Raw genomic sequence first — 20,145 nt, forward strand, 5'->3', positions numbered from 1 at the left:
ATAGGGACGGATGGCTGCAAAGCGATACCTTCGGATGCCAATATGATCTGGAATCATCGCATTACGCGCATCGTTGTCGGCCTGCTGCTGCTGACACTCGTGACTGTCGTCTCGTTGCCGACGATTACCGGCTTTACCAGCCTCGATGGCACGGTCAACGCACGGTTTGCTGTCGTTAATGCCCCAATCGACGGGACGATTGCGGAAGAACCCATCAAGGTCGGCAGCCCGGTCAACGCGGGACAATCGCTCGCGGAAATCAAAAATACGCGCGTCAATCGCGCCATCCTCGCCTCGCTCGAGGCCGATCGCAACACGGCGCTCGACCGTGTCGCGGCGCTTAAGAAGGAACGGGACGAGCTCTCCGCGCTTCGCGAGGAATTGTCTGCCAGACTGGAAGTCTACAGGCAGACGACCATTGCCAATCTCGAACGCGAAGTCGAGATCCTCAGGAAAAAAGTCGAGGTGTCGCAAGCCCAGGATCTGGTCGCGCAGGTCGACCTCGACCGCCGGATGGCCCTCGAGTCAAAAGGCATTCTGACGCAGAAGCTGGTCGAGGCCGCGCGTGCCGCCGGCGCTGCGACCGGCGGCGAGGTCGAAATCAGCAATCTGACCGTCGATCAATTGCAACAAAGGCTCAATGCGGTCCGCCAGGGAATCTTTGTCTTCGGCGACGGCCAGAATGACGTGCCCTATTCGCGACAGCGCGAAGACGAGGTTGTCGTTCGCATCAACGACTTGAACTCACGCATCGCGGAAAACGAGACACGAGCCGGCGAAGTGCAAAAGCAGCTGGTCCAGGAGAGCAATCGCGTCAGCAGCCTTGAATCCGCAACCGCGACGGCGCCGTTCGACGGCGTCGTTTGGAGCAGGAGTATCGTCAACGGGTCCAACGTCGTGCTGAACAACGAGCTGATACGCCTGCTCGACTGTCGGGAGCTGTTCGTCGATATCCTTGTTCCCGAGGTCAATTATGACGAGATCTATCCGGGACTTGTCGCCCAGGTGCGCTTGTTCGGCCGCAGCGATCTCTTCAAGGGCACGGTCATCTCGGTCAGAGGCAGTTCGGCTTTGGTCGAAACCGATTCCTTTGCCGCCAGTTTGCCGCCCTCGACGCAGCGCAATGCCCGCATTCGGGTTCGCCTCGATCCATCCTTCATGAATGACGACTTTGCGAACTTCTGCCAGGTGGGGCGCACAGTGCAGGTTCGGTTCTCCAAACACGGCATCAACTTAACCAACTGGGTCAAAAACCTGTGGTTCAGTATCTTGTAGCGCTGGTTCCGACCTTTGCCGTTCTGGCCTTCTTTTTCCTGGGGCCGTTCAATTGGTCGCGCCGTCATACCTGGACACGGGCGGTGACCTGCGCCTTTGTCGCTGCAGTCGCGTTGCGATACATGTACTGGCGCCTGACGGAGACGGTGCTTCCCTATCCCGACGGCGGTCCGAGTTTCTATTGGGTCTGGATCCTCTTTATCGTCGAAGTCCTGGCCTGCGTCGAAGTCATCCTTTTTCTGATATTGATGAGCCGCTACGTCGACCGCAGCGCGGAAGCCGACAGGCTGGGTCGTATTTTCTTCGCGCGGGACCAGCGTGAGCTGCCGACTGTCGATGTTTTCATTCCCACCTATAACGAGCCGCTCGACGTGCTCGAGCGCACCATCATCGGCGCCCGCTCGCTGGATTATCCTGCCGACAAATTGAATGTGTATGTGCTTGACGATCAACGCCGCGATTGGCTGAAGGCCTATTGCCAGGAGAAGAACGTCATTCACGTCACGCGCGGCGACAACAGCCATGCCAAGGCCGGCAATATGAACAATGGGCTGAAGGTCAGCTCGGGCGAATTCATTGCGATCTTCGACGCCGATTTTGTTCCCTATCGCCATTTCCTTCGCCGGACGTTGCCCTTCTTTTCCGATGACAGCATCGGCATCGTCCAGACACCGCAACATTTCTTCAATGTCGATCCGGTGCAATCAAACCTCGGCCTGGAGAATATCTGGCCGGACGAGCAGCGCCTGTTCTTCGACGAGATCGCCCCCAGCCGAGACGCCTGGGACGTCAGTTTCTGCTGCGGCTCATGCTCGATCGCCCGCCGCAAGGCCGTCGACGCAATCGGCGGGTTTCCGACGGAGTCGATCACGGAAGACCTGCTGACAACGCTTTCGATGCTCAACAAGGGCTACAAGACGCGCTATCTGAACGAGCGGCTGTCGATGGGGCTGGCCGCCGAAAACCTGACCGGTTATTTTGTGCAGCGCGAACGGTGGTGTCAGGGGGGTATTCAAACCCTTTATCTCTACAATGGCCCGCTGCGCGGCCCGGGATTGACGCTCTTTCAACGGATCATGTTCCTGCCGGCATCATGGCTGGTGCAGTATCTGGTTCGGTTCGCGGTCTTGCTCGTCCCCATCGTCTATCTCTGGTTCGGCCTGCTCCCGCTCTATTTCACCGATATCGCCGATTATGTCGCGCATCAGGTGCCGCTGCTGGCGGCGTATTTCCTGCTGATGCTGTGGATCACGCCGACCCGCTATCTGCCTGTGGTTTCCAGCGCCGTCGGGACCTTTGCGACATTCCGCATGTTGCCGACCGTGGTCTCCAGCCTGGTAAGACCCTTCGGCAAGCCGTTCAGGGTGACGCCGAAGGGCAGCGGTAACGAGGCCAACCAGTTCGACCGCTACAGCTTCACCTGGATCGCAAGCATCGTCACGGTCACCGTCCTTGGCCTGCTGGTCAACGTCGTGCCGGAAACCTCGCATGTGCAAGGCCAGTTTTCGCCGGTCGCAGCCTGGTGGTCAGGCATCAACATCGTCGTCCTGCTCATCGCGTCGCTGATCTGCTTTGAAAAACCCCGACGCCTGTTTCATGCCTTCAAGCTCGATGAGCCCGCTGTCGTCGACGATGTCCCGGGCCAGATCGTCAGTCTGGCATTGGACAAGGCGGTCGTGGCCGTCCACAACATGGCCAGATTTCAATCCAAATCGGTGATGCTGAAAATCGCCGGCTTCGACCCGATCAAAGCGGAGCTCGGACAGGTCACCCAACGACGAAGCAGCATCAGTCGTAGCGGCGACAGGCAGGCCTATTACTTGCACCTCTATTTCGAGCTCAGCGGCTCTGCTCGCGACAGCATGATTGTCAAACTCTACACCGGCCATTATTCGCGTGACATTCGCGACATCGACAAGGTTGCCGTCTCTCTCAATCTGTTGCTGCGGTCATTCGGACGAACGCGCACGTTGTAGTCCGGCTCATGAGGGCCTGCGTGGCGTCTTCGCGCATGCATCAGCCGCCGGCTGAGAATGTGTCTGTTTTCCGGCCCCGTTCGGCCGCAGCCATTCGCCAAGCTGCCATTCTCGAAAGTTCCCTCATCGCCCGCCACGTCCGCACAGGGAACATTCTGCGGGGCTATCGTGACATTTCGGGCGTGCCCGGCCTTGAAGGATAGAACGGGCGCCCGCGATACTTGCCTGGGATAATTGATTATTGAAGGATCGCTCCGAAGGCCGGTGCCGCGGTCACGGCGCAAAGCACTCACGCATCCCACCTGGTGTGTGGGACCTCAGAAGCAGAGACAGGTAGATCTGTCGCCATGACGGAGCCGCCACTCCTGACGAACTTACTGGCCAGACTGTTCGTCCAGAGTGGAAAGCGCGTCCTGCAGCCTGAGCGCAGCCAGTGCCTTCGTTGCCTCATCGGGGGACCATCCGGCCTCCAGTGCTGCGGAGAGAAGCAGCGACTCCGTTTGAAGTTCGAGCTTTTCATAGAGCGGCTCGAGGGCCTCGCGGGCGGTGACGACGTGCTGATCGGGCGGCGTGATGGGTGTCGCAGCAACCGTAGGCATAATGCTCCTCCTTTTGAACGCTAAGGTTCGAAACCCAATCGCAGGCATGCTTGTTCCGTCCACATCGCATTTTTTGGCCGTATCACGGCCGACGGAAACTGTTGCGGAACTCTGGACGGTCGCAACGTCGTCCGTCCCCTGGCGTCTCTGGGGCGGCAGCGAAATTGTCGCTCGATGTGAACGAACGCACAGGCTAGCGCACAATTGTCGAAAGCGGAAGCGATTTACGGCAATCGCCCTATTTTGCGGTTGCATCGCGGATTTTGATGGGAGGGCGCGCTATGAAGAACGCCGCCGCAACCGATTCGCTGACGGGATCTCCAATGACCATCGACGCCGCACGAAATCCGCATCCGATCTATTTTGCCGGGGCTTTTGCCACGGGCGGGCTCCTGACGTTCATGGTGCACCTGAACGGCGAGCTGGCACGCTATGGGAGCCCGCTGTTTTCGTCCTGGACCGCGCATGGCACCGGCATGGTCGCGGCCGTCATTCTTCTCCTGCTGGTCCACCGGCGGCGCAGGTCAAAGCCGGAACGAGGCTTGCGGGCGCCTCTCTGGGCCTATCTCGGCGGACTCTCCGGCGCGGCAACCGTCATGCTGACCTCGACGACGGTCAATTCGCCGCTCGGGCTCTCCGGCACCTTGGCTCTCGGGCTCGCAGGCCAGGTCGTCTTCAGCGTCGCCGCCGACAGCTGGGGACTGTTCGGCCTGCAGAAACGGCATCCCGATACCCGCGACATCGTGGCGCTCGGCCTGGTCGTTGCGGGAGCGGCGCTGATCATCCTGTTCGGGCGAGGTGCGGCATGACGCTCTTCATTCTGCTTGCTTGCCTCGGCGGCGTGCTCGTCGGCCTCAGCCGCCAGCTGAATGGGCGGCTGAGCGTCTCGACGACGCCGCTGATCGCGTCCTTCTGGAATCACGCCATCGGCTTTGCCGCCCTCACCTGCCTCGGTGTCTTCGTCGGCGGCCTGCTTCCCGCGGGTGCCGCCGAGGCGCCCTGGTATGCCTATCTCGGCGGTCCGCTCGGCGTTGTCTTCGTGGCCGCCGGCAGCTGGGCAATTGCGCGGATCGGCGCGGTCAACTCGGCTCTGCTGATCATCGGCGGGCAGATGGTCACGGGGGTGGCGTTTGATTATATCAGCGGCGTTCCGGCGTCCTTCTGGGCGAACGCCGGCGGAATTGCTCTCATCATCGGCGGGATGATGGTCAGCCGGGGACGGCGCAAGGCCGACCGTTCGCAATAGGTCGGCGGGGATGCCTCCCCGCCGCGTCCGGTCGCTGCATTCTCAAGCGAGATATTTGGTAAACCAGTCGACCGTTCGCTGCCAGGCGAGCTTGGCGGCCGCCTCGTCGTAGCGCGGCGTCGTATCATTGTGGAAGCCGTGATTGACGTCAGGATAGATATAGGCCTCGTAGGTTTTGCCCGCCGATTTCAGCGCCGCTTCATAGGCCGGCCAGCCCTCGTTGACGCCCTTGTCCAGCCCGGCATAGTGGAGAAGCAATGGCGCCCTGATCTTCGCCACGTCTTCGGCGCGCGGCTGCCGGCCGTAGAACGGCACGGCGGCGGCCAGTTCGGGATAGGCGACCGCCGCCGCGTTGGCGACACCGCCGCCATAGCAGAAGCCGACAATGCCGACCTTGCCGGTGGTGAGGTCGCTCTTCATCAGATATTCGACCGCCGCGAAGAAGTCGTTCATCAGTTTTTCCGGATCGACCTTCTGCTGCAGCTCGCGTCCCTTTTCGTCATTGCCGGGGTAGCCGCCGACCGAAGTGAGGCCGTCCGGCGCCAGCGCAATGAAACCGGCCTTCGCCACGCGCCGCGCCACATCCTCGATATAGGGGTTCAGTCCCCTGTTCTCATGCACGACCACGACGGCGGCGACCTTGCCGGTGGCGTTTTTGGGGCGGACGAGATAGCCGCGGACATCGCCGTTTCCTTTTGGCGAGGGATAGGTGATGTATTCGGCTGATATGTCGGGATCGGTTGCCTCGACCTGGGTCGCCAGCGCATAATTCGGGCTCAGCGACGCCAGAATTGCGGCCGCGGTGACGCCGCCGACGGCGAATTTGGCCGCGCGATCGAGAAACTCGCGCTTGGTGATCCTCCCATGCGCGTAATAATCGTAGAGTTCGAGCAGTTCCTGTGGGAAATCCTTGGCGGTCATGCGGGTCATGATGGCTCCTCCTGGCCTCGGGTTCTCGCTGCATCCTACACAGGGAAACGCGCGGCTCTTTTCAATCTTTCGCGAGTTTTCCGTGAGCTTGCCGGCGCAAAAGCGGTCTGCAGCCACGCGTTTGCCTGCGAGATTCCAGCCTCCACGGGGAGCGCTTTCGATCGGGCAAGTCCTTATGCCGCCGGTTGCAGCACCTATCCGGCAGCTGCCTATCGTATTATGAAAATTAATTTCATGCTTGCGTCTTGCGGCCCGTTTTCTATTGACGCCTTCCGATTTTTGTCCCAACTTAAAGAAAATAAATTACTTAAATCGGGAACTGGATCGGCATGAAAGTGGGCATCATCGGGCTCGGATTCCGGCTCGGCTACCTCGGTTACGTCTTCAAAGCGATCGATAGCAGCTTCGATATCGTCGGCTACGTGGATCCCGATCCCGCCGGCCTTCCCGGTTTGGCGGAAAAGGGCATTTCGGCCGGCAAGGCCTACGGCTCGCCGGAAGAGCTGCTCGCCTCCGAAAAGCTCGATCTGCTGATGATCGGCTCTCCCAATCACATGCATCTCGGCCATATCAGGCTCGGGCTGCAGGCCGGCCTCAAGGTCTTCTGCGAAAAACCGATCGTCACGACGATCGCCGAAAGCATCGAGCTTGCCCATCTGATGGCGAAGTTCGGCCATGAGCGGCTGATGGTCGGCCTGGTGCTGCGCTACTCCCCGCTTTACAAGGACCTGCGCGCCATCCAGGCAGAGGGCAAGCTCGGCCAGATCGTCTCGATCGAGGCATCCGAACATATCGAGCCCTATCACGGCGCCTTCTTCATGCGCGACTGGCGCCGCTACGAGCGTTATTCCGGCAGCTTCATGCTGGAGAAATGCTGCCACGACCTCGACCTCTATAATGGCGTCGTCGGCGCGCGGCCGGAGCGGGTCGCCAGTTTCGGCGGCCGCAAGAGCTTCATTCCGGCCAACGACCCGGCCCGCGAAGGCATCAACGACCTCGAGCTTTTCCACCGCAAACCGAGCGGCTGGATGGGCTCCGACAAGGTGTTCGACAGCGACGCCGACATCATCGATTACCAGGTGGCGATCGTCGAATATGAAAACGGCGTCGGCATGAACTTCCACACCAATCTCAACGTGCCCGACCAGTTCCGCCGCTTCGCCATCATGGGCTCGCGCGGCATGGCCGAGGGCGATTTCGTCCGCGGCTATCTCGACGTGCACGAGCAGCTGACCGGCAAGAAGGTGGTGGAAAACAAATATGCCGCCACCGAGCTCTCCCAGCATTACGGCGCCGATGAACAGATGGCGAGCGACCTCTTGGAGAGCGTGCGCACCGGGCTCGAACTGCCGGTGTCCACGCTGAACGCGCTCGAAGCCGGCATCCTGGCGCTGGCGATGGACGAAGCGAGGATGAAGAAAACCGTTGTCGACCTCAGACCCATCTGGGACCGCTTCGACGAGGCCCTTCACGCAAGAGCGGCTTGAGGACGGCGGCAAGATGAGTGTCCAACGAAGCGCCTTCATCTTTGCCTGGATCCTTCTTCTCCCGGCCGTTCTCTATGTTCTCGCCATCGTCGCCTATCCCCTCGTCGATACCTTCATTCTCTCCTTCACCGACGCGTCGCTGAAGAAAACCACCAACTGGGTCGGCTGGATCAATTACGAGAAGATCTTCAACGCCACCTTTGCCGAGGTGATCCTGCGCACCTTCGTCTGGACCTTCTTCTCGGTCGCCCTGAAAATGGTGATCGGCACCTTCGGCGCCTGCATGCTGAACGCCGCCGTGCCCGGCCGCTCGCTGTTCCGGCTCTTGACCATGCCGCCCTGGATCGTGCCGATGGCGATCGGCATCTTCATGTGGGGCTGGATGTATAATGGCCAGTTCGGGATGATCTCGGGCCTGCTGCAGCGTTTCGGCCTCGTCGATGGTCCGGTCGCCTTCCTCGCCTATGGCAGCACCGCCTTCTGGGCGACCATCGTCACCGATGTCTGGATCGGCGTGCCGCTGGTGACGATCTATTTCCTGGCGGCGATCCAGTCGATCCCGAAGGATCTCTACGAGGCCGCCTGGACCGACGGCGCCGGCCGCTGGTACCGCTTCCGCCGCATCACCCTGCCGCTGATGGTGCCCGCGATCATCACCATGTCGATGCTGTCCTTGATCGCCACCTTCAACTCGTTCGACATCATCTGGATCCTGACGCAGGGCGGCCCGAGCGGCGAGACGACGACGATGATCATCGATACCTATCAGACGGCGATCGGCTCGAAGAAATACGGGGAAGGTGCGGCACGCGCCGTCTTGATCTGCATCTTCCTGTCGCTCTTCTGCTTCGCCTATTTCCGCGTCACCCGCCGCCTCAACCCGGAGAAGCGCGCATGAGCAGTGCTGCCATGATCGACCGTTACCGCTGGTGGGAGATCATCCTGATCTATTGCGGCATCGCGGTCTTCCTGTTCTTCGTTCTGGCGCCCTTCGTCGAGGGCTTCCTGGTGTCGCTGAAACCGCTCGCCCAGCTTTTCTCCTCGCCCTATCGCTTCTGGCCGGAAAACGGCTCGTTCGAAGCCTACCGGACGATGTGGGTCAGCGTGCCGGGCTTCGGGCGCTATATCTTCAACTCCTTCTTCATCTCGATCATCGTCACGCTGATCGTGCTCTGCCTCGTCATTCCGGCGGCCTATGCCTTCGCCAAGTTCGAATTCAAGGGCATGGGCATCCTGCTCGGCGCTTTCCTGACGGTGAACATGTTCTCCGGCGCGGTGCTTCTGATCCCGCTCTTCCGGCTGATGCGCAGCATGGGCGTGCTCAACACCTATCTCGCCATGATCGTGCCGGGAGTCGCCTTCCTCATCCCGTCGGCGATCTGGCTGCTGCGCACCTATATGATCCGCATTCCCCAGGAGCTCAACGAAGCCGCCTTCATGGATGGCGCCAGCCACTTCTACACGCTTCGCCGCGTCATCCTGCCCATTGCGATGCCGGGAATCATCGTCGTCGCCATCACCACCTTCATCGGCGCTTACGCCCAGCAATTCATCTTCGCGCTGACCTTCAACTCGAAGAGCGAATACATGCCCTTGCCGGTGGGGCTCTTTGCTTACTTCGGCAAGCAGGAGGTCATCTGGAACGAACTGATGGCGGCTTCCTTCGTCGGCATCGCGCCGGCGATGGTCGTCATCTTCTTCCTTCAGCGGTACCTCGTCGGCGGCCTGACCGCCGGTGCGGTGAAACAATAAGACTAAAAAAACGAGTGAACAGCTAACAACCAAACGGGAGTCACGACGTGAGCATAACAATCAAGACAGGCCTTATGGCGCTCGCCTTGCTCGGTTCGACGGCATTGACCGCGGTCACTGCCCATGCCGCCGACAAGGAAATCAGCTGGATCTATTGCGGCGACACGATCGACCCGGTCCACACCAAATACATCAAGCAGTGGGAAGAAAAGAACGCCGGCTGGAAGGTCACGCCTGAAGTCGTCGGCTGGGCGCAGTGCCAGGACAAGGCGACGACGCTGGCCGCCGCCGGCACGCCGGTTGCCATGGCTTATGTCGGCTCGCGCACGCTGAAGGAGTTCGCCCAGAACGACCTCATCGTCAAGGTGCCGATGACCGATGAGGAAAAGAAGGCTTACTATCCCCACATCGTCGACACGGTGACCTTCGAGGGCACCCAGTGGGGCGTTCCGATCGCCTTCTCCACCAAGGCGCTCTATTGGAACAAGGACCTCTTCAAGCAGGCGGGCCTCGATCCCGAGAAGCCGCCGAAGACCTGGGCCGAAGAAATCGAGATGGCCAAAACCATCAAGGAAAAGACCGGCATTCCGGGCTTCGGTCTCTCGGCCAAGACCTTCGACAACACGATGCACCAGTTCATGCATTGGGTTTACACCAACAATGGCAGCGTGATCGATGCCGATGGCAAGGTCACCCTCGACAGCCCGCAGATTCTCGCCGCGCTGAAGGCCTACAAGGATATCGTCCCCTACTCAGAGGAAGGCCCGACGGCCTATGAGCAGAACGAAGTCCGCGCCATCTTCCTCGACGGCAAGGTCGCCATGATCCAGGCCGGCTCGGGTGCGGCCTCCCGCCTGAAGGAGACGAAGATCAGCTGGGGCATCACCACGCTGCCGCTCGGCCCCGATGCAAAGGGTCCCGGCACGCTGCTGATCACCGACAGCCTGGCGATCTTCAAGGGCTCGGGCGTCGAGGACAAGGCGACCGAATTCGCCAAGTTCATCACCTCGCCGGATGTGCAGGCGGAATACGAGCTGCAGGGCGGCGCCGGCCTCACGCCGCTGCGTCCCTCGAAGAAGGTCGACGACTTCGTCGCCAAGGATCCCTCCTGGAAGCCGCTCATCGAGGGCATCAGCTATGGTGGTCCCGAGCCGCTCTTCACCGACTATAAGGGCTTCCAGAACTCGATGATCGAGATGATCCAGTCGGTCGTCACAGGCAAGGCCGAACCGGAAGCCGCGCTGAAGAAGGCTGCCGGCGAAATCGAAGCCTTCAAGTAAGCCCTCCTGAAGCTCCCTGGGGTCGCGGCGCAAGCTGCGGCCCCTCCCCTCTATCGAATGTGCGACGAAGACCGCCGGCGGAGACAGATTTTTGGGACAGCTCCTTCTCAACAACGTTCAGAAATTCTACGGCGACTACGAAGTTCTGAAGGGCGTGCAGCTCGAGGTCAGGAACGGCGAATTCGTCGTCTTCGTCGGGCCGTCAGGCTGCGGCAAGTCCACGCTTTTGCGGATGATCGCCGGCCTCGACGCGACGACGGCGGGCGACATCGTCATCAACGGTATCAGGGTCAACGATCTGCCGCCGGTCAAGCGCGGCATCGCCATGGTGTTCCAGTCCTACGCCCTCTATCCGCACATGACGGTGTTCGAGAACATCGCCTTCCCGCTGCGCGTCGAGAAGATGGAAGAGTCAAAGCTCAAGGCCAGGGTGGAAAACGCCGCGCGCATCCTGCATCTCGATCAGCGGCTGCAGCAGAAACCCGGCATGCTTTCCGGCGGCCAGCGCCAGCGCGTCGCGATCGGCCGCGCCATCGTGCGCGAACCGAAGATCTTCCTGTTCGACGAGCCGCTCTCCAACCTCGACGCGGCGCTGCGCGCCGACATGCGCATCGAGCTTGCCAAGCTGCACCGGCAGCTGAAGGCGACGATGATCTATGTGACGCACGACCAGGTCGAAGCGATGACGATGGCCGACCGCATCGTCGTGCTCGACGCCGGCAATATCTCGCAGACCGGCGCGCCGCTGGAGCTGTATCACAAGCCCGCCAACAAATTCGTCGCCGGTTTCATCGGCAACCCGAAAATGAATTTTCTCCCCGTCACCTGCAAGGCCGTCAGCGCCGCCGGCGTCGAAGTCGATTATCTCGGCCAGTCCGCCGTCCTGCCGGTGACGCCGCGCGACGGCATATCAGGCAAGACCCTGACGCTCGGCATCCGCCCGGAGCATATCCAGCTGAACGGCGGCGATATCGTCTTCACCGTGACCCCGACCGTCATCGAACGCCTCGGCGCCAATACGGTCGCCTATGCCTCGCTCAACGGCGAGGCCGAGAATTTCTGCGCCATGCTCCCCGGCAGCGTCGGCATCCGCCCGGATGCGCCGGTTGCGACCGGCATCAACGCCGCCGATTGCCATCTCTTCGATGAGGCGGGTATTGCGTTTGAGCGGCGTGTGGAGCTGACCGAAATCGATATGAACGTGATCAATCCGACGGCGGCTTGAAGCGGCTGGCCCGGTTTCGGCGGTGCCGCTGAACCATGGCTTTTCGTCCGCAATGCCACTGGCCATCATAGGCTTCGACTTCACGGTTGGTTTCGACCTCGAGCCGGATCGGTAGTCGGCCGCCATCCTTGGTGTTTTGCTAAGCCCGTGGAACATGTCGAAATTTAGTAACAAGTTGCAAACCGGACGCTTGACGATTCCAGTCGTTAAAATTACGCTGATCTGCGTATCAGCGTTATTGAGGAGCATATGGGACCGAACGAAAAGACCTTCGGCAGCGCGATTAGCGTCGCCCGCAAGGCCAAGGGATGGGCTTTGAAGGACCTCGCCGCGCGCGTGCGACGCGAGGATGATGAGCCGATCTCGCCGCAGTACCTCAACGATATCGAGCATGACCGGCGAAGCCCGTCCTCGGACCGCATGGTCCAACAATTCGCCGACGCGCTGGGCATCGACCGCGATTGGCTCTATTATCTGGCTGGGCGATTTCCCGACGACATACGGGACAAGAAGCTGTCGCAGAAACAGGTCTCCGAGATGATGGTCGCGTTTCGCCGCAAACTCGACAAGGGGGCAGGTTCCTGATGGTCCGATACGTCGCCGACCGCACCGGACGCTTCACGCAGCGGCCGCACTATGACCCGAAGGAACTCGACCGGGAGTGCGAGGCGACCGTCTGCAGCTTCCTGAAGGACCGTCACGGCACGGCAGACTATCCTATTTCCACAGACGACCTGACGGTGCTGATTGAACGCGACGCTGAATCGCTCGACCAGTACGCGGATCTCAGCGGCTATGGCCCGGACGTTGAAGGCGCAACGCTATTCCAGCCCGGCCGCAAGCCGAAGGTGCTGATTTCGGAAATTCTGTCGGCGACTGATAACCGGCAGAACCGCCTGCGTATGACGTTGGCGCATGAATACGGTCATGTGAAATTCCATGCCTATTTGTGGGATGTCGAGCCGCCCAGCCCGGACCTCCTCAAGATTAATCCACGGGCCAACATCCAGGTTTGTTTCCGCGACAAGATTCTTGACGCGGCGCAGACGGACTGGATGGAGTGGCAGGCGGGCTATGCCGGCGGCGCGCTGCTGATGCCGATCAGCCGGGTGCGCGCCCTCGTCACCGCATACTGCGAATCGCGCAATCTGTTCGGCATCATCGGCCAAAGCGATTCGCACGGACGTGCCCTGATCGAGGCCGTCCGCGTCGCCTTCGACGTGTCCGCCAACGCGGCGCGCATCCGGCTCACAAAGCTTGGAATCCTTGGCGCTGCGAGCGCCGGCCCCTCCCTGTTCGACGCCGTCTGATTCCGAGGGCCATGTCCTACTTGACTCTCAGTGCCGTTTTGTTACGCTAATTAGCGGATCGGCGGATAAGCCGGTTCGCTGAAACAACAAAGGACCGCACCATGAGCAAAGGCCGCAACCAACACATCGTTCCCCGCAATGGCGGGTGGGCCGTCCAGCCCGCCGGCGGCGCGCGCGCCTCATCCGTCCACGACACCCAGGCCGAGGCTATCGCTCGCGGCCGCGAAGTGGCCCGCAACCAGCAAAGCGAGCTGCTTATCCACGGCCGCGATGGCCGCATCCGCGAGCGCGACACACACGGCCGCGATCCCCATCCTCCCAAAGGCTGACTGAAAGGAGACTGCCATGACCGAAGTCCAAGCCGCCACCGACACCGGGCGCCACCCGCCCTACAAGATCATCGTCGATCGTAAGCCGCACGACTGGCCGGAGCCGTTTATCACCGGCGCGCAGATCAAGCGCATCGCGGGCGTAGATCAGACGATGTACGACGCTTGGCAGGACGTGTCCGGCCCTGAAGACCTGGTGATCGCCGACGACACGAAGGTCGATCTGAGGCCCTCGCGAGTTGAGCGCTTCTTCACCGGTAAGAAGACCACGACGGAGGGTTAAGGATATGAGTTTCCTGCCCGCCGCGGACCGCGCCTATCTCGTCGAGAAGGGCATCGCTTACGAAGAAAAGCAGGATGGCGTGGTAAAAGGCGTCATCCTGAAGGGGCGGCGCCTGCCAGACAGTAGGTTCGACAGCGCCGCCGCCGACATTTTGATCCAGCTCCCGACCAGCTATCCGGATGTGGCGCCCGACATGTTCTACCTATTGCCGTGGGTGAAGCTCCAGAATGGCGGACGCTATCCCAATGCTGCCAACGTCGCGCACAACTTCGCGGGCCAGAGCTGGCAGCGTTGGTCGCGCCACAACAACGAGTGGCGTCCTGGCATCGACGGCATCTGGACTATGATCAAGCGCGTCGAGGATGCGCTGGAGAAAGCCGCATGACGACCTACAGCCTGACACTCCGCGAAGATCATGAGGCGGCACTACGCGCGCATATGCTGCGCGGTGACGGGCTGGAACATGCCGCCTATGTCCTCTGCTGCCGCGCCGCCATCCGGCGCGATCCCTGGGACCGCGAGGCGCATGAGAAATTCCTCTCCGTGCAGGTCATCCCGGTGCCGGACGATCAGGTCCTAGATGCCGGCCCGGGCCTTATCACCTGGAGCACGGCGTCGTTCGTCCGGGCACTGCGCGCCGCCGCGGGCGAGGATCAGATCGTCGCCGTCGTCCACAATCATCCTGCGGGAATGGTTGCCTTCTCTGCGCAAGACGACAGGAACGAGCCCGACCTCGTGCAGCTCGCGGTCAACCGCAATGGCGAAGGTACGAAGATCCTGAGCCTGATCCTGACCGGCGACGGCCAGTGGGCGGGCCGCGCCTGGCTGCTGCCGAAGCCCGGCGCGCATGCGCCGTTGCGCATGGTGCGCGTCCTTGGGGGCCGCGGCCGCTACGCCCTGCACTATCCCGGCCGGGGCTTTGCGGCGGGCCTGCCCGCCTTCCAGCGCCAGGCGCTCGCCTTCGGCCAGGCGCTCAACGATGACCTTTCCCGCCTGCGCGTCGGCATAGTCGGCTGCGGCGGCACGGGCAGCGCGGTAGCTATGCTGCTGGCGCGGCTCGGCGTCGGCCAAGTCGCCCTGTTCGACAACGACATTGTGGATTGCACGAATCTCAACCGCCTGCATGGCGCTCGCCAGCAGGATGCTGACCTGATGCGGTCAAAGGTCTACGTGGTCGCGGAAGCGATCGCCGCGATGGGGCTTGGCGTCCGGGTCGTGCCGGTCGAGGCGTGGATCGGCGATCCTGAATGCCGCGACGCGCTGCGCGCCTGCGATATCGTATTCGGCTGCACTGACGACCATGACGGGCGATTCTTCCTGAACCGTCTCGCCTACTACTATCTCATCCCGGTTATCGACGTTGGCCTTGCGATCGACGTGGGCGAGGGCGACCCGCCGGCACTCCGAGGGCTGGACGGCCGGGTCACTGTCCTCGCGCCACACGAGACTTGCCTCATGTGCCGCGCCGTCGTGAGCGGAGAGGCGGCGCGCAGCGAGGCCATGAAGCGAGCCGAGCCCGAACTTTATGAGCGCCGCAAGGCCGAAGCCTATGTGGATAGCGGGGGCAACCCGGCTCCGGCCGTCGTCACCTTCACGACAGAGGTCGCCTGCATGGCCGTCAACGAGATGATCCAGCGCCTCCAGGGCTTCCGTGGTCCCGATGGGGCGGTCGCGCACCGCATCAGGAAATTTCACCTGGGGGAGGACCGTCGCCCGCGCCATGATCCCCGCCCGGCCTGCCCGGTCTGCGCAGCGGGCGATGTCTGGGGGCGCGGCGACACCGATCCTTTCCTCGGGCGAATGGCATGATGCGTGTGGTCGCCTGTAAGATTCTCGTCGCCCTGCGGCTAGTCCCGCGTCCTGCCTTCACCGCGCGATTTACAGCCGAGCATCCCGATCCCGATGCGATGGCGGACAGCCGAGTCTATATCGTTGGCGGCCGCGGTTACAGTAAATGGGCCTACTTCCGCTGCCCCGCGGATCGTGAGGAAATTGTCCAACTCTCCCTGATGTCGGAGCGCTATCCGCGCTGGACGGTTGCTGTGGACTGGCTCGGCCGTCCGACCATCGATCCGTCCGTGCGTCAGCTCGACGGCACATATGCCCATTTCTGGATCAGGAAGGGCGTCGTGGGTTGGTGCGGCGACAGCGGGCGCAAGCCCGAGGTCACATAAATCTCCACGGGCACGCGCTCACGCCCGAACGCACAGCTTCGCCTGCATACTCCGTCAAATTTGACGCCAGAAGCGGCCCGGTCCGGTCACGGTCCCAAAGCGGACACTCATGCTCTGCCGCGCGCAGATCTTGTGATACCACGACTGAATCCTTGCTATTATCGAGTCCGCGAACAATCCACCAATAACTGCGGCCTTCAGCGATCAGGGCCACTCTGCGGCTGGGGGCCGGTGCAGTTCGAGAGATCGATCACCCCATGTTCTTCCGAGAGGCCGGTGATCCGCGCCTGGGGATAGCCGACGATCAGGCCGTAATCGCTGAAGCCCTGGAGGTCCGAGGTCAGCGCTTTCGAGCCGGCGTCGATGACGCCGCGGTCGGCGGGTTTGGGGGCGAAATGACGGTGCAAGATTGCCGATTACGCCTCTGCCGGGCTGCCGATCGTCTGCCTCAACTGACGTATGTCGCGTACCGGGGGCGCGCCGAATTGCCTGAGATATTCGCGACTGAATTGTGAGGCGCTTTCGTAACCGACGGCGAAGGCGACGTCCGAAGCGGTTCGGTCGCCGGAGAGCAGCAGTTGTCGCGCCTCCTGCAATCGCAGCTGCTTCTGATACTGGATCGGGCTTAGCCCAGTCAGTGCCACGAAGTGGCGGTGCAGGCTGGCGCGGCTCATGCCGCTGGCGTCGCATAGGGCCTCGATCCGCAGCCGCCCGTTCTGGTGATCGCGAATCCATTCGACCGCACGCCGGATCCGGCCGAGCGCCCCCTCGGGCTGGGCGATATGGCGCAGCAGGCGTCCCTGCGGGCCTTGCAGGAGACGATAAAGCAATTCGCGTTCCGCCATCGGCGCCAGAACCGGAATGTCGGCCGGCGTGTCGAGCAGCGCCAGCAGGCGCAGCAGCGTGTCGCGCAGCGGCGCGGTCATCGGATTGATCGCGATCCCGATGCCGGGCGCATCGGCGTCGCGCACCGGTGGCATGGTGGACGCGACCTCGGCCAGCAATGCGGGGTCGAGGACGAGCGACACAGCGACATAGGGTCGGCCGCCATCGGCATCGTGGATCTGGCCGCTCAGCGGCAGATCCAGCGCGCTGACGAGATACTGCGCGGAGTCGTAGCGCAACAGCGTGTCGTGGATCACCACATCCTTCGACCCCTGCAGGATGAAGCAGATCATCGAGCGGTATAGGCAAGGCGCCGTGCCTGATGTCGCTTGGCCCACGCCGATCTCCAGTCGCTGGATCGGCGTAACGGTCATCCCCGATCGTGCGTGGCGCAGGGCAAGGTCGATATGCGGCTGGAGATGCTCGGTCATCAGCCTTCTATGGCATTGTTTTTCGAGCAAGCAAAGAGCTTGAGACAATCAGGCAATAGATTGAGAGCATTGGGCGGGCGGGCGAGGCGCGCTCTGCTTATCTGGTTGGCATCGGAACGACGCCGCAGCGGTGCGGCCTTCCGGAAAAACCATGCACGAAGGACAGACCATGACCAAGCAGATTGCAATCATCACCGGCGCCAGCCGCGGCCTCGGCCGCAGCATGGCGCTGCATCTTGCCAAGCGCGGCGTCGCCATCATCGGCACCTATCGCAGCGGCGCGGCAGAGGCCGATACGCTGCGCCAGGAGATCGAGGCGCTAGGCGGCAAGGCCGCGATGATCGCGCTCGACGTCAGCGACGCGGCGAGCTTCCCGGCATTTGCCGAGACGGTTGCCGAGACGCTGAGGATCCGGTTCGGCCGCGAGCAGTTCGACTTCCTGGTCAACAATGCCGGCCATGGCCTGTACGCGCTGCTGACCGACGCGACCGAGGAACAGTTCGACTCGCTGATCGACACGCATCTGCGCGGCCCGGTCTTCCTGACACAGAAGCTGCTGCCGCTGATCGTCGATGGCGGGCGCATCCTGAACGTCTCGTCGGGCTTCGTGCGCGTCACGATGGCGGGCTACGGCCTCTATGCGGCGGCGAAGGCGGCGATCCAGACGCTGACCAAGTTCATGGCGGTCGAGCTGGGCGCGCGGCAGATCCGCGTGAACACGATCGCGCCGGGCGCCATCGCGACCGACTTCGGCGGCGGCGTGGTCCGCGACGATGCGAACGTCAACGCTTATGTCGCTGGGACCATCGCGCTCGGCCGCGTCGGCGATCCCGACGACATCGGCGGCGCGGTCGCGGCCATCCTCTCCGACGACATGGGCTGGGCGAACGGCACCACCTTCGACATCTCGGGCGGCCAGGCGATCTGACCGCCGCGCCGCTCCCTCATCCGGAATTGCCGTCACATCGAGAGGCCATCATGCCCGACCCCAGCCTGACACTCATAAGCCATCCGCTCTGCCCGTTCGTTCAACGCGCCGCGATCGTCCTTCTCGAGAAGAACATGTCGTTCGAGCGGATCAACGTCGACCTCTCGGCCAAGCCCGACTGGTTCCTGGCGCTGTCGCCGACCGGCAAGGTTCCACTGCTCAAGGTGCACCAGACCGACGACGAGGACGCCATCCTCTTCGAAAGCGTGGTGATCTGCGAGTATCTGGAGGAAACGCAGGGCGGCGCGGCGATGTATCCCGACGATGCGCTGCTGCGCGCCCGGCAGCGCGCGTGGATCGAGTTCGCGACGCAGACCCTGGCCGATGGCTGGCAGTTTCTCAACGCCACCGATCCGGCGACCGCGGACGCCAAGCGGGCCGCGTTCCGCGACCGGCTCCGGAAGCTGGAGGCCGAGCTGGGGTCGGGACCGTATTTCGCCGGCGCCGCCTTCGGCATGGTCGATGCGGTCTACGCCCCGCTCTTCCGCTATTTCTCGATCATCGATCCCGCCGTGTCGCAGGCGATCTTCGAAGGCTTCCCGCGTGTCTCGGCGTGGCGGGCGGCACTGGCGGCGCGCGCCAGCGTCAGGAATGCGGTGGTCGCGGACTATGCCGACCGCTTCCGCGCGCATCTGCGCCAGCATCAGGCTCTCCTCGCGGCCTGACGCCGACCGCAGAGGCGAGCACCCCGAACATCATCAAAAAAGGAATAACATCATGACCGACCACGCAACCAACGAAGCCGGCGCCAGGAGCGCGCTGATCCTCATTGAATATCAGAACGACTGGCTGGCCCCCACCGGCGGCATCAATTGCCAGTTCCAGGACCGCGAGCAGATCGACACCGCGATCGCCAATTCGAAGAAGGTCCTCGAAGACGCCCGGCGCCGCAACATCGAGATCATCCATGTCAGGATGGTGCTCGAACCGAACTACCGGGTGCTGGGCGAAGGGAAGTACGGGCTGCGCAAGATGGTGCGTGACTATGGCTCGTTTCTCGGCGAGCAGACCGATTTCTTCCCGGGGTTCGAGCCTCGCGACGGCGAATATGTCATCAGCGAGCGCACCGGCGGCAGCAGCGCCTTTGCCGCCACCACGCTCGACAGCTACCTGCGCAACAACCGCATCTTCGACATCTACGTCATGGGCTTCGCCCTGCGGCAGTGCGTCGAGTCGACCGTGCGCAACGCCCACGACCTCGGCTATCACACCAACGTCATCTACGATGCGTCAGCGGCCTTCACCAGGGAGCAGCAGACCTCGTTCCTGAGCGACATCGCACCTTTCTACGCAAATGCGATCACGACGCAGGCATTCATGGCGCAAGCTTAAGCCGTTGCCCGGCGCCGCCGAGGTGGCGCTGGGCATCGTCGTTCCAGGCCAGCGTGCGACACGGGTTGCGACGCCGCAGTGTTGGAAGACCATCGTGTCAAACAAGAATGCGCGGCGAGTCCGTCTCCCGTCACCTCGCTGTCGGCGACCACTTTGGAAGCAGGGAATGCCTCCTTCCGCCCTATCCATGGTGGGCCGGTCGGTGATCAGACGGCAATACGGGGTTTGCTTCGGATCGAAACACCACCACGACAAAGAGCGCCATCGCTGCAATTGTGAGGATTGATCCGAGTGCTGCCATGAGTTCGCCGAACGGATAGCCGAGGAGTACCCCGGCGAGGCCGGGCGCGAGGATGAGCAACCCGGCGACGGTGAAGGCAAGGTGGGCACGGGCAAGCTTGCCGCCTGCAGCATCGGGTCGTTGGGCGTAAAACAGCCCTGCGAGGAACATGCCGACCCAACCAATAAGATTCACGTGGGCATGAACAGGCGCGAGAACGTGATCGTGGGATGCCGCCATGTAGACGCCAAGCGCCATGCCGACCAGCCCGCAACTCGCGCCGAGTCTCAGAAAAATACGCGAAAGCATTTGTTTCAACCTTTGAGAAAGAGGGGCAACCGGGTTTCCGGTTGCTGCACCCAA

General features: G+C 62.2%; 23 protein-coding genes and 1 pseudogene. 19 read left to right on the plus strand and 5 right to left on the minus strand.

The window, feature by feature from the left end; all coding sequences use genetic code 11:
* Positions 1-42 precede the first annotated feature (42 nt).
* Together AMC88_RS24755 and AMC88_RS24760 are read left to right on the plus strand one after the other, a co-directional pair.
* Positions 43-1,275, plus strand: a complete 1,233-nt coding sequence (locus AMC88_RS24755; RefSeq protein WP_012490659.1) for an HlyD family secretion protein — start codon at positions 43-45, stop codon at positions 1,273-1,275.
* Positions 1,257-3,251, plus strand: a complete 1,995-nt coding sequence (locus AMC88_RS24760) for a glycosyltransferase (protein ID WP_064826228.1) — start codon at positions 1,257-1,259, stop codon at positions 3,249-3,251. The genes AMC88_RS24755 and AMC88_RS24760 overlap by 19 nt, the downstream gene beginning before the upstream one ends.
* Before the next feature lie 374 nt (positions 3,252-3,625).
* Here AMC88_RS24760 and AMC88_RS24765 read toward each other — a convergent pair whose 3' ends face one another.
* Positions 3,626-3,850: a hypothetical protein gene (locus tag AMC88_RS24765; protein ID WP_004672431.1), complete on the minus strand. Its 225-nt coding sequence runs from the start codon at positions 3,848-3,850 to the stop codon at positions 3,626-3,628.
* Between the two features lie 323 nt (positions 3,851-4,173).
* Here AMC88_RS24765 and AMC88_RS24770 point away from each other — a divergent pair, with 323 nt between their 5' ends.
* Positions 4,174-4,659 (plus strand): DMT family transporter, encoded by a 486-nt coding sequence (locus AMC88_RS24770; protein WP_064826304.1) that lies wholly within the window; start codon positions 4,174-4,176, stop codon positions 4,657-4,659.
* Positions 4,656-5,096, plus strand: coding sequence for a DMT family transporter (locus tag AMC88_RS24775; RefSeq protein ID WP_064826229.1), 441 nt, complete (start codon positions 4,656-4,658; stop codon positions 5,094-5,096). Before AMC88_RS24770 ends, AMC88_RS24775 begins: the two co-directional genes overlap by 4 nt.
* A 42-nt stretch (positions 5,097-5,138) precedes the next feature.
* Here AMC88_RS24775 and yghX read toward each other — a convergent pair whose 3' ends face one another.
* Positions 5,139-6,026, minus strand: coding sequence for a YghX family hydrolase (yghX, locus tag AMC88_RS24780; RefSeq protein ID WP_064826230.1), 888 nt, complete (start codon positions 6,024-6,026; stop codon positions 5,139-5,141).
* Positions 6,027-6,355: 329 nt separating this feature from the next.
* On the opposite strand from yghX, the gene AMC88_RS24785 reads away from it, so the two are divergent.
* From AMC88_RS24785 to AMC88_RS24840, 12 genes are all read left to right on the plus strand, one after another.
* Entirely contained in the window at positions 6,356-7,513 is a 1,158-nt protein-coding gene (locus AMC88_RS24785) for a Gfo/Idh/MocA family protein (RefSeq protein ID WP_064826231.1), read from the plus strand.
* 13 nt (positions 7,514-7,526) lie between these two features.
* Entirely contained in the window at positions 7,527-8,411 is an 885-nt protein-coding gene (locus AMC88_RS24790) for a carbohydrate ABC transporter permease (protein WP_011428222.1), read from the plus strand.
* Positions 8,408-9,265 (plus strand): carbohydrate ABC transporter permease, encoded by an 858-nt coding sequence (locus AMC88_RS24795; RefSeq protein WP_064808680.1) that lies wholly within the window; start codon positions 8,408-8,410, stop codon positions 9,263-9,265. Before AMC88_RS24790 ends, AMC88_RS24795 begins: the two co-directional genes overlap by 4 nt.
* A gap of 74 nt (positions 9,266-9,339) precedes the next feature.
* A complete protein-coding gene (locus AMC88_RS24800) occupies positions 9,340-10,545 on the plus strand; it encodes an ABC transporter substrate-binding protein (RefSeq protein WP_064826232.1) in 1,206 nt (401 codons plus the stop codon).
* A gap of 91 nt (positions 10,546-10,636) precedes the next feature.
* Complete coding sequence (locus tag AMC88_RS24805) at positions 10,637-11,770, plus strand: ABC transporter ATP-binding protein (protein WP_064826233.1); 1,134 nt, start codon at positions 10,637-10,639, stop codon at positions 11,768-11,770.
* Positions 11,771-12,019: 249 nt separating this feature from the next.
* Positions 12,020-12,355 carry a helix-turn-helix domain-containing protein gene (locus tag AMC88_RS24810; RefSeq protein ID WP_064826234.1) on the plus strand — a complete coding sequence of 112 codons (336 nt, stop codon included), beginning with the start codon at positions 12,020-12,022 and terminating at the stop codon, positions 12,353-12,355.
* Entirely contained in the window at positions 12,355-13,080 is a 726-nt protein-coding gene (locus AMC88_RS24815) for an ImmA/IrrE family metallo-endopeptidase (RefSeq protein WP_064826235.1), read from the plus strand. Before AMC88_RS24810 ends, AMC88_RS24815 begins: the two co-directional genes overlap by 1 nt.
* Positions 13,081-13,181: 101 nt before the next feature.
* Positions 13,182-13,409, plus strand: coding sequence for a DUF2188 domain-containing protein (locus tag AMC88_RS24820; protein WP_064826236.1), 228 nt, complete (start codon positions 13,182-13,184; stop codon positions 13,407-13,409).
* Between the two features lie 16 nt (positions 13,410-13,425).
* Positions 13,426-13,692, plus strand: a complete 267-nt coding sequence (locus AMC88_RS24825; RefSeq protein ID WP_064826237.1) for a multiubiquitin domain-containing protein — start codon at positions 13,426-13,428, stop codon at positions 13,690-13,692.
* 4 nt (positions 13,693-13,696) lie between these two features.
* Positions 13,697-14,077, plus strand: coding sequence for an E2/UBC family protein (locus AMC88_RS24830; protein ID WP_064826238.1), 381 nt, complete (start codon positions 13,697-13,699; stop codon positions 14,075-14,077).
* On the plus strand, positions 14,074-15,501 hold the full coding sequence (locus AMC88_RS24835) for a ThiF family adenylyltransferase (RefSeq protein WP_064826239.1): 1,428 nt from the start codon (positions 14,074-14,076) through the stop codon (positions 15,499-15,501). Before AMC88_RS24830 ends, AMC88_RS24835 begins: the two co-directional genes overlap by 4 nt.
* The gene (locus AMC88_RS24840) at positions 15,498-15,866 is read left to right on the plus strand and encodes a ubiquitination-like system serine protease family protein (protein WP_081277773.1); all 369 of its coding nucleotides are present in this window, start codon (positions 15,498-15,500) and stop codon (positions 15,864-15,866) included. The genes AMC88_RS24835 and AMC88_RS24840 overlap by 4 nt, the downstream gene beginning before the upstream one ends.
* A 209-nt stretch (positions 15,867-16,075) precedes the next feature.
* On the opposite strand, the pseudogene AMC88_RS24845 reads toward AMC88_RS24840, so the two are convergent.
* Positions 16,076-16,269 (minus strand): annotated as a pseudogene (locus AMC88_RS24845) (D-TA family PLP-dependent enzyme); the annotation flags it as partial.
* A gap of 13 nt (positions 16,270-16,282) precedes the next feature.
* Entirely contained in the window at positions 16,283-17,182 is a 900-nt protein-coding gene (locus tag AMC88_RS24850) for an AraC family transcriptional regulator (RefSeq protein ID WP_064826241.1), read from the minus strand.
* Between the two features lie 169 nt (positions 17,183-17,351).
* Here AMC88_RS24850 and AMC88_RS24855 point away from each other — a divergent pair, with 169 nt between their 5' ends.
* From AMC88_RS24855 to AMC88_RS24865, 3 genes are read left to right on the plus strand one after another with little or no spacing between them, the layout of a single operon-like run.
* Positions 17,352-18,110: an SDR family NAD(P)-dependent oxidoreductase gene (locus AMC88_RS24855; RefSeq protein WP_064826306.1), complete on the plus strand. Its 759-nt coding sequence runs from the start codon at positions 17,352-17,354 to the stop codon at positions 18,108-18,110.
* 50 nt (positions 18,111-18,160) lie between these two features.
* Complete coding sequence (locus AMC88_RS24860) at positions 18,161-18,835, plus strand: glutathione S-transferase family protein (protein WP_064826242.1); 675 nt, start codon at positions 18,161-18,163, stop codon at positions 18,833-18,835.
* 52 nt (positions 18,836-18,887) lie between these two features.
* Complete coding sequence (locus AMC88_RS24865; RefSeq protein WP_064826243.1) at positions 18,888-19,502, plus strand: cysteine hydrolase family protein; 615 nt, start codon at positions 18,888-18,890, stop codon at positions 19,500-19,502.
* 181 nt (positions 19,503-19,683) lie between these two features.
* Here AMC88_RS24865 and AMC88_RS24870 read toward each other — a convergent pair whose 3' ends face one another.
* Positions 19,684-20,091: a hypothetical protein gene (locus AMC88_RS24870; protein ID WP_064826244.1), complete on the minus strand. Its 408-nt coding sequence runs from the start codon at positions 20,089-20,091 to the stop codon at positions 19,684-19,686.
* Positions 20,092-20,145: the final 54 nt, after the last annotated feature.

Origin of the sequence: Rhizobium phaseoli (assembly GCF_001664385.1) — a bacterium.
Taxonomy (GTDB): Bacteria; Pseudomonadota; Alphaproteobacteria; order Rhizobiales; family Rhizobiaceae; genus Rhizobium; species Rhizobium phaseoli.

Coding starts and splice junctions, on each gene's coding strand:
- AMC88_RS24755 (WP_012490659.1), top strand. CDS start 43: ATGATCTGGAATCATCGCATTACGCGCATCGTTGTCGGCCTGCTGCTG.
- AMC88_RS24765 (WP_004672431.1), bottom strand. CDS start 3,850: ATGCCTACGGTTGCTGCGACACCCATCACGCCGCCCGATCAGCACGTC.
- AMC88_RS24770 (WP_064826304.1), top strand. CDS start 4,174: ATGACCATCGACGCCGCACGAAATCCGCATCCGATCTATTTTGCCGGG.
- AMC88_RS24775 (WP_064826229.1), top strand. CDS start 4,656: ATGACGCTCTTCATTCTGCTTGCTTGCCTCGGCGGCGTGCTCGTCGGC.
- yghX (WP_064826230.1), bottom strand. CDS start 6,026: ATGACCCGCATGACCGCCAAGGATTTCCCACAGGAACTGCTCGAACTC.
- AMC88_RS24785 (WP_064826231.1), top strand. CDS start 6,356: ATGAAAGTGGGCATCATCGGGCTCGGATTCCGGCTCGGCTACCTCGGT.
- AMC88_RS24790 (WP_011428222.1), top strand. CDS start 7,527: ATGAGTGTCCAACGAAGCGCCTTCATCTTTGCCTGGATCCTTCTTCTC.
- AMC88_RS24795 (WP_064808680.1), top strand. CDS start 8,408: ATGAGCAGTGCTGCCATGATCGACCGTTACCGCTGGTGGGAGATCATC.
- AMC88_RS24800 (WP_064826232.1), top strand. CDS start 9,340: ATGGCGCTCGCCTTGCTCGGTTCGACGGCATTGACCGCGGTCACTGCC.
- AMC88_RS24810 (WP_064826234.1), top strand. CDS start 12,020: ATGGGACCGAACGAAAAGACCTTCGGCAGCGCGATTAGCGTCGCCCGC.
- AMC88_RS24815 (WP_064826235.1), top strand. CDS start 12,355: ATGGTCCGATACGTCGCCGACCGCACCGGACGCTTCACGCAGCGGCCG.
- AMC88_RS24820 (WP_064826236.1), top strand. CDS start 13,182: ATGAGCAAAGGCCGCAACCAACACATCGTTCCCCGCAATGGCGGGTGG.
- AMC88_RS24825 (WP_064826237.1), top strand. CDS start 13,426: ATGACCGAAGTCCAAGCCGCCACCGACACCGGGCGCCACCCGCCCTAC.
- AMC88_RS24830 (WP_064826238.1), top strand. CDS start 13,697: ATGAGTTTCCTGCCCGCCGCGGACCGCGCCTATCTCGTCGAGAAGGGC.
- AMC88_RS24835 (WP_064826239.1), top strand. CDS start 14,074: ATGACGACCTACAGCCTGACACTCCGCGAAGATCATGAGGCGGCACTA.
- AMC88_RS24840 (WP_081277773.1), top strand. CDS start 15,498: ATGATGCGTGTGGTCGCCTGTAAGATTCTCGTCGCCCTGCGGCTAGTC.
- AMC88_RS24850 (WP_064826241.1), bottom strand. CDS start 17,182: ATGACCGAGCATCTCCAGCCGCATATCGACCTTGCCCTGCGCCACGCA.
- AMC88_RS24855 (WP_064826306.1), top strand. CDS start 17,352: ATGACCAAGCAGATTGCAATCATCACCGGCGCCAGCCGCGGCCTCGGC.
- AMC88_RS24860 (WP_064826242.1), top strand. CDS start 18,161: ATGCCCGACCCCAGCCTGACACTCATAAGCCATCCGCTCTGCCCGTTC.
- AMC88_RS24865 (WP_064826243.1), top strand. CDS start 18,888: ATGACCGACCACGCAACCAACGAAGCCGGCGCCAGGAGCGCGCTGATC.
- AMC88_RS24870 (WP_064826244.1), bottom strand. CDS start 20,091: ATGCTTTCGCGTATTTTTCTGAGACTCGGCGCGAGTTGCGGGCTGGTC.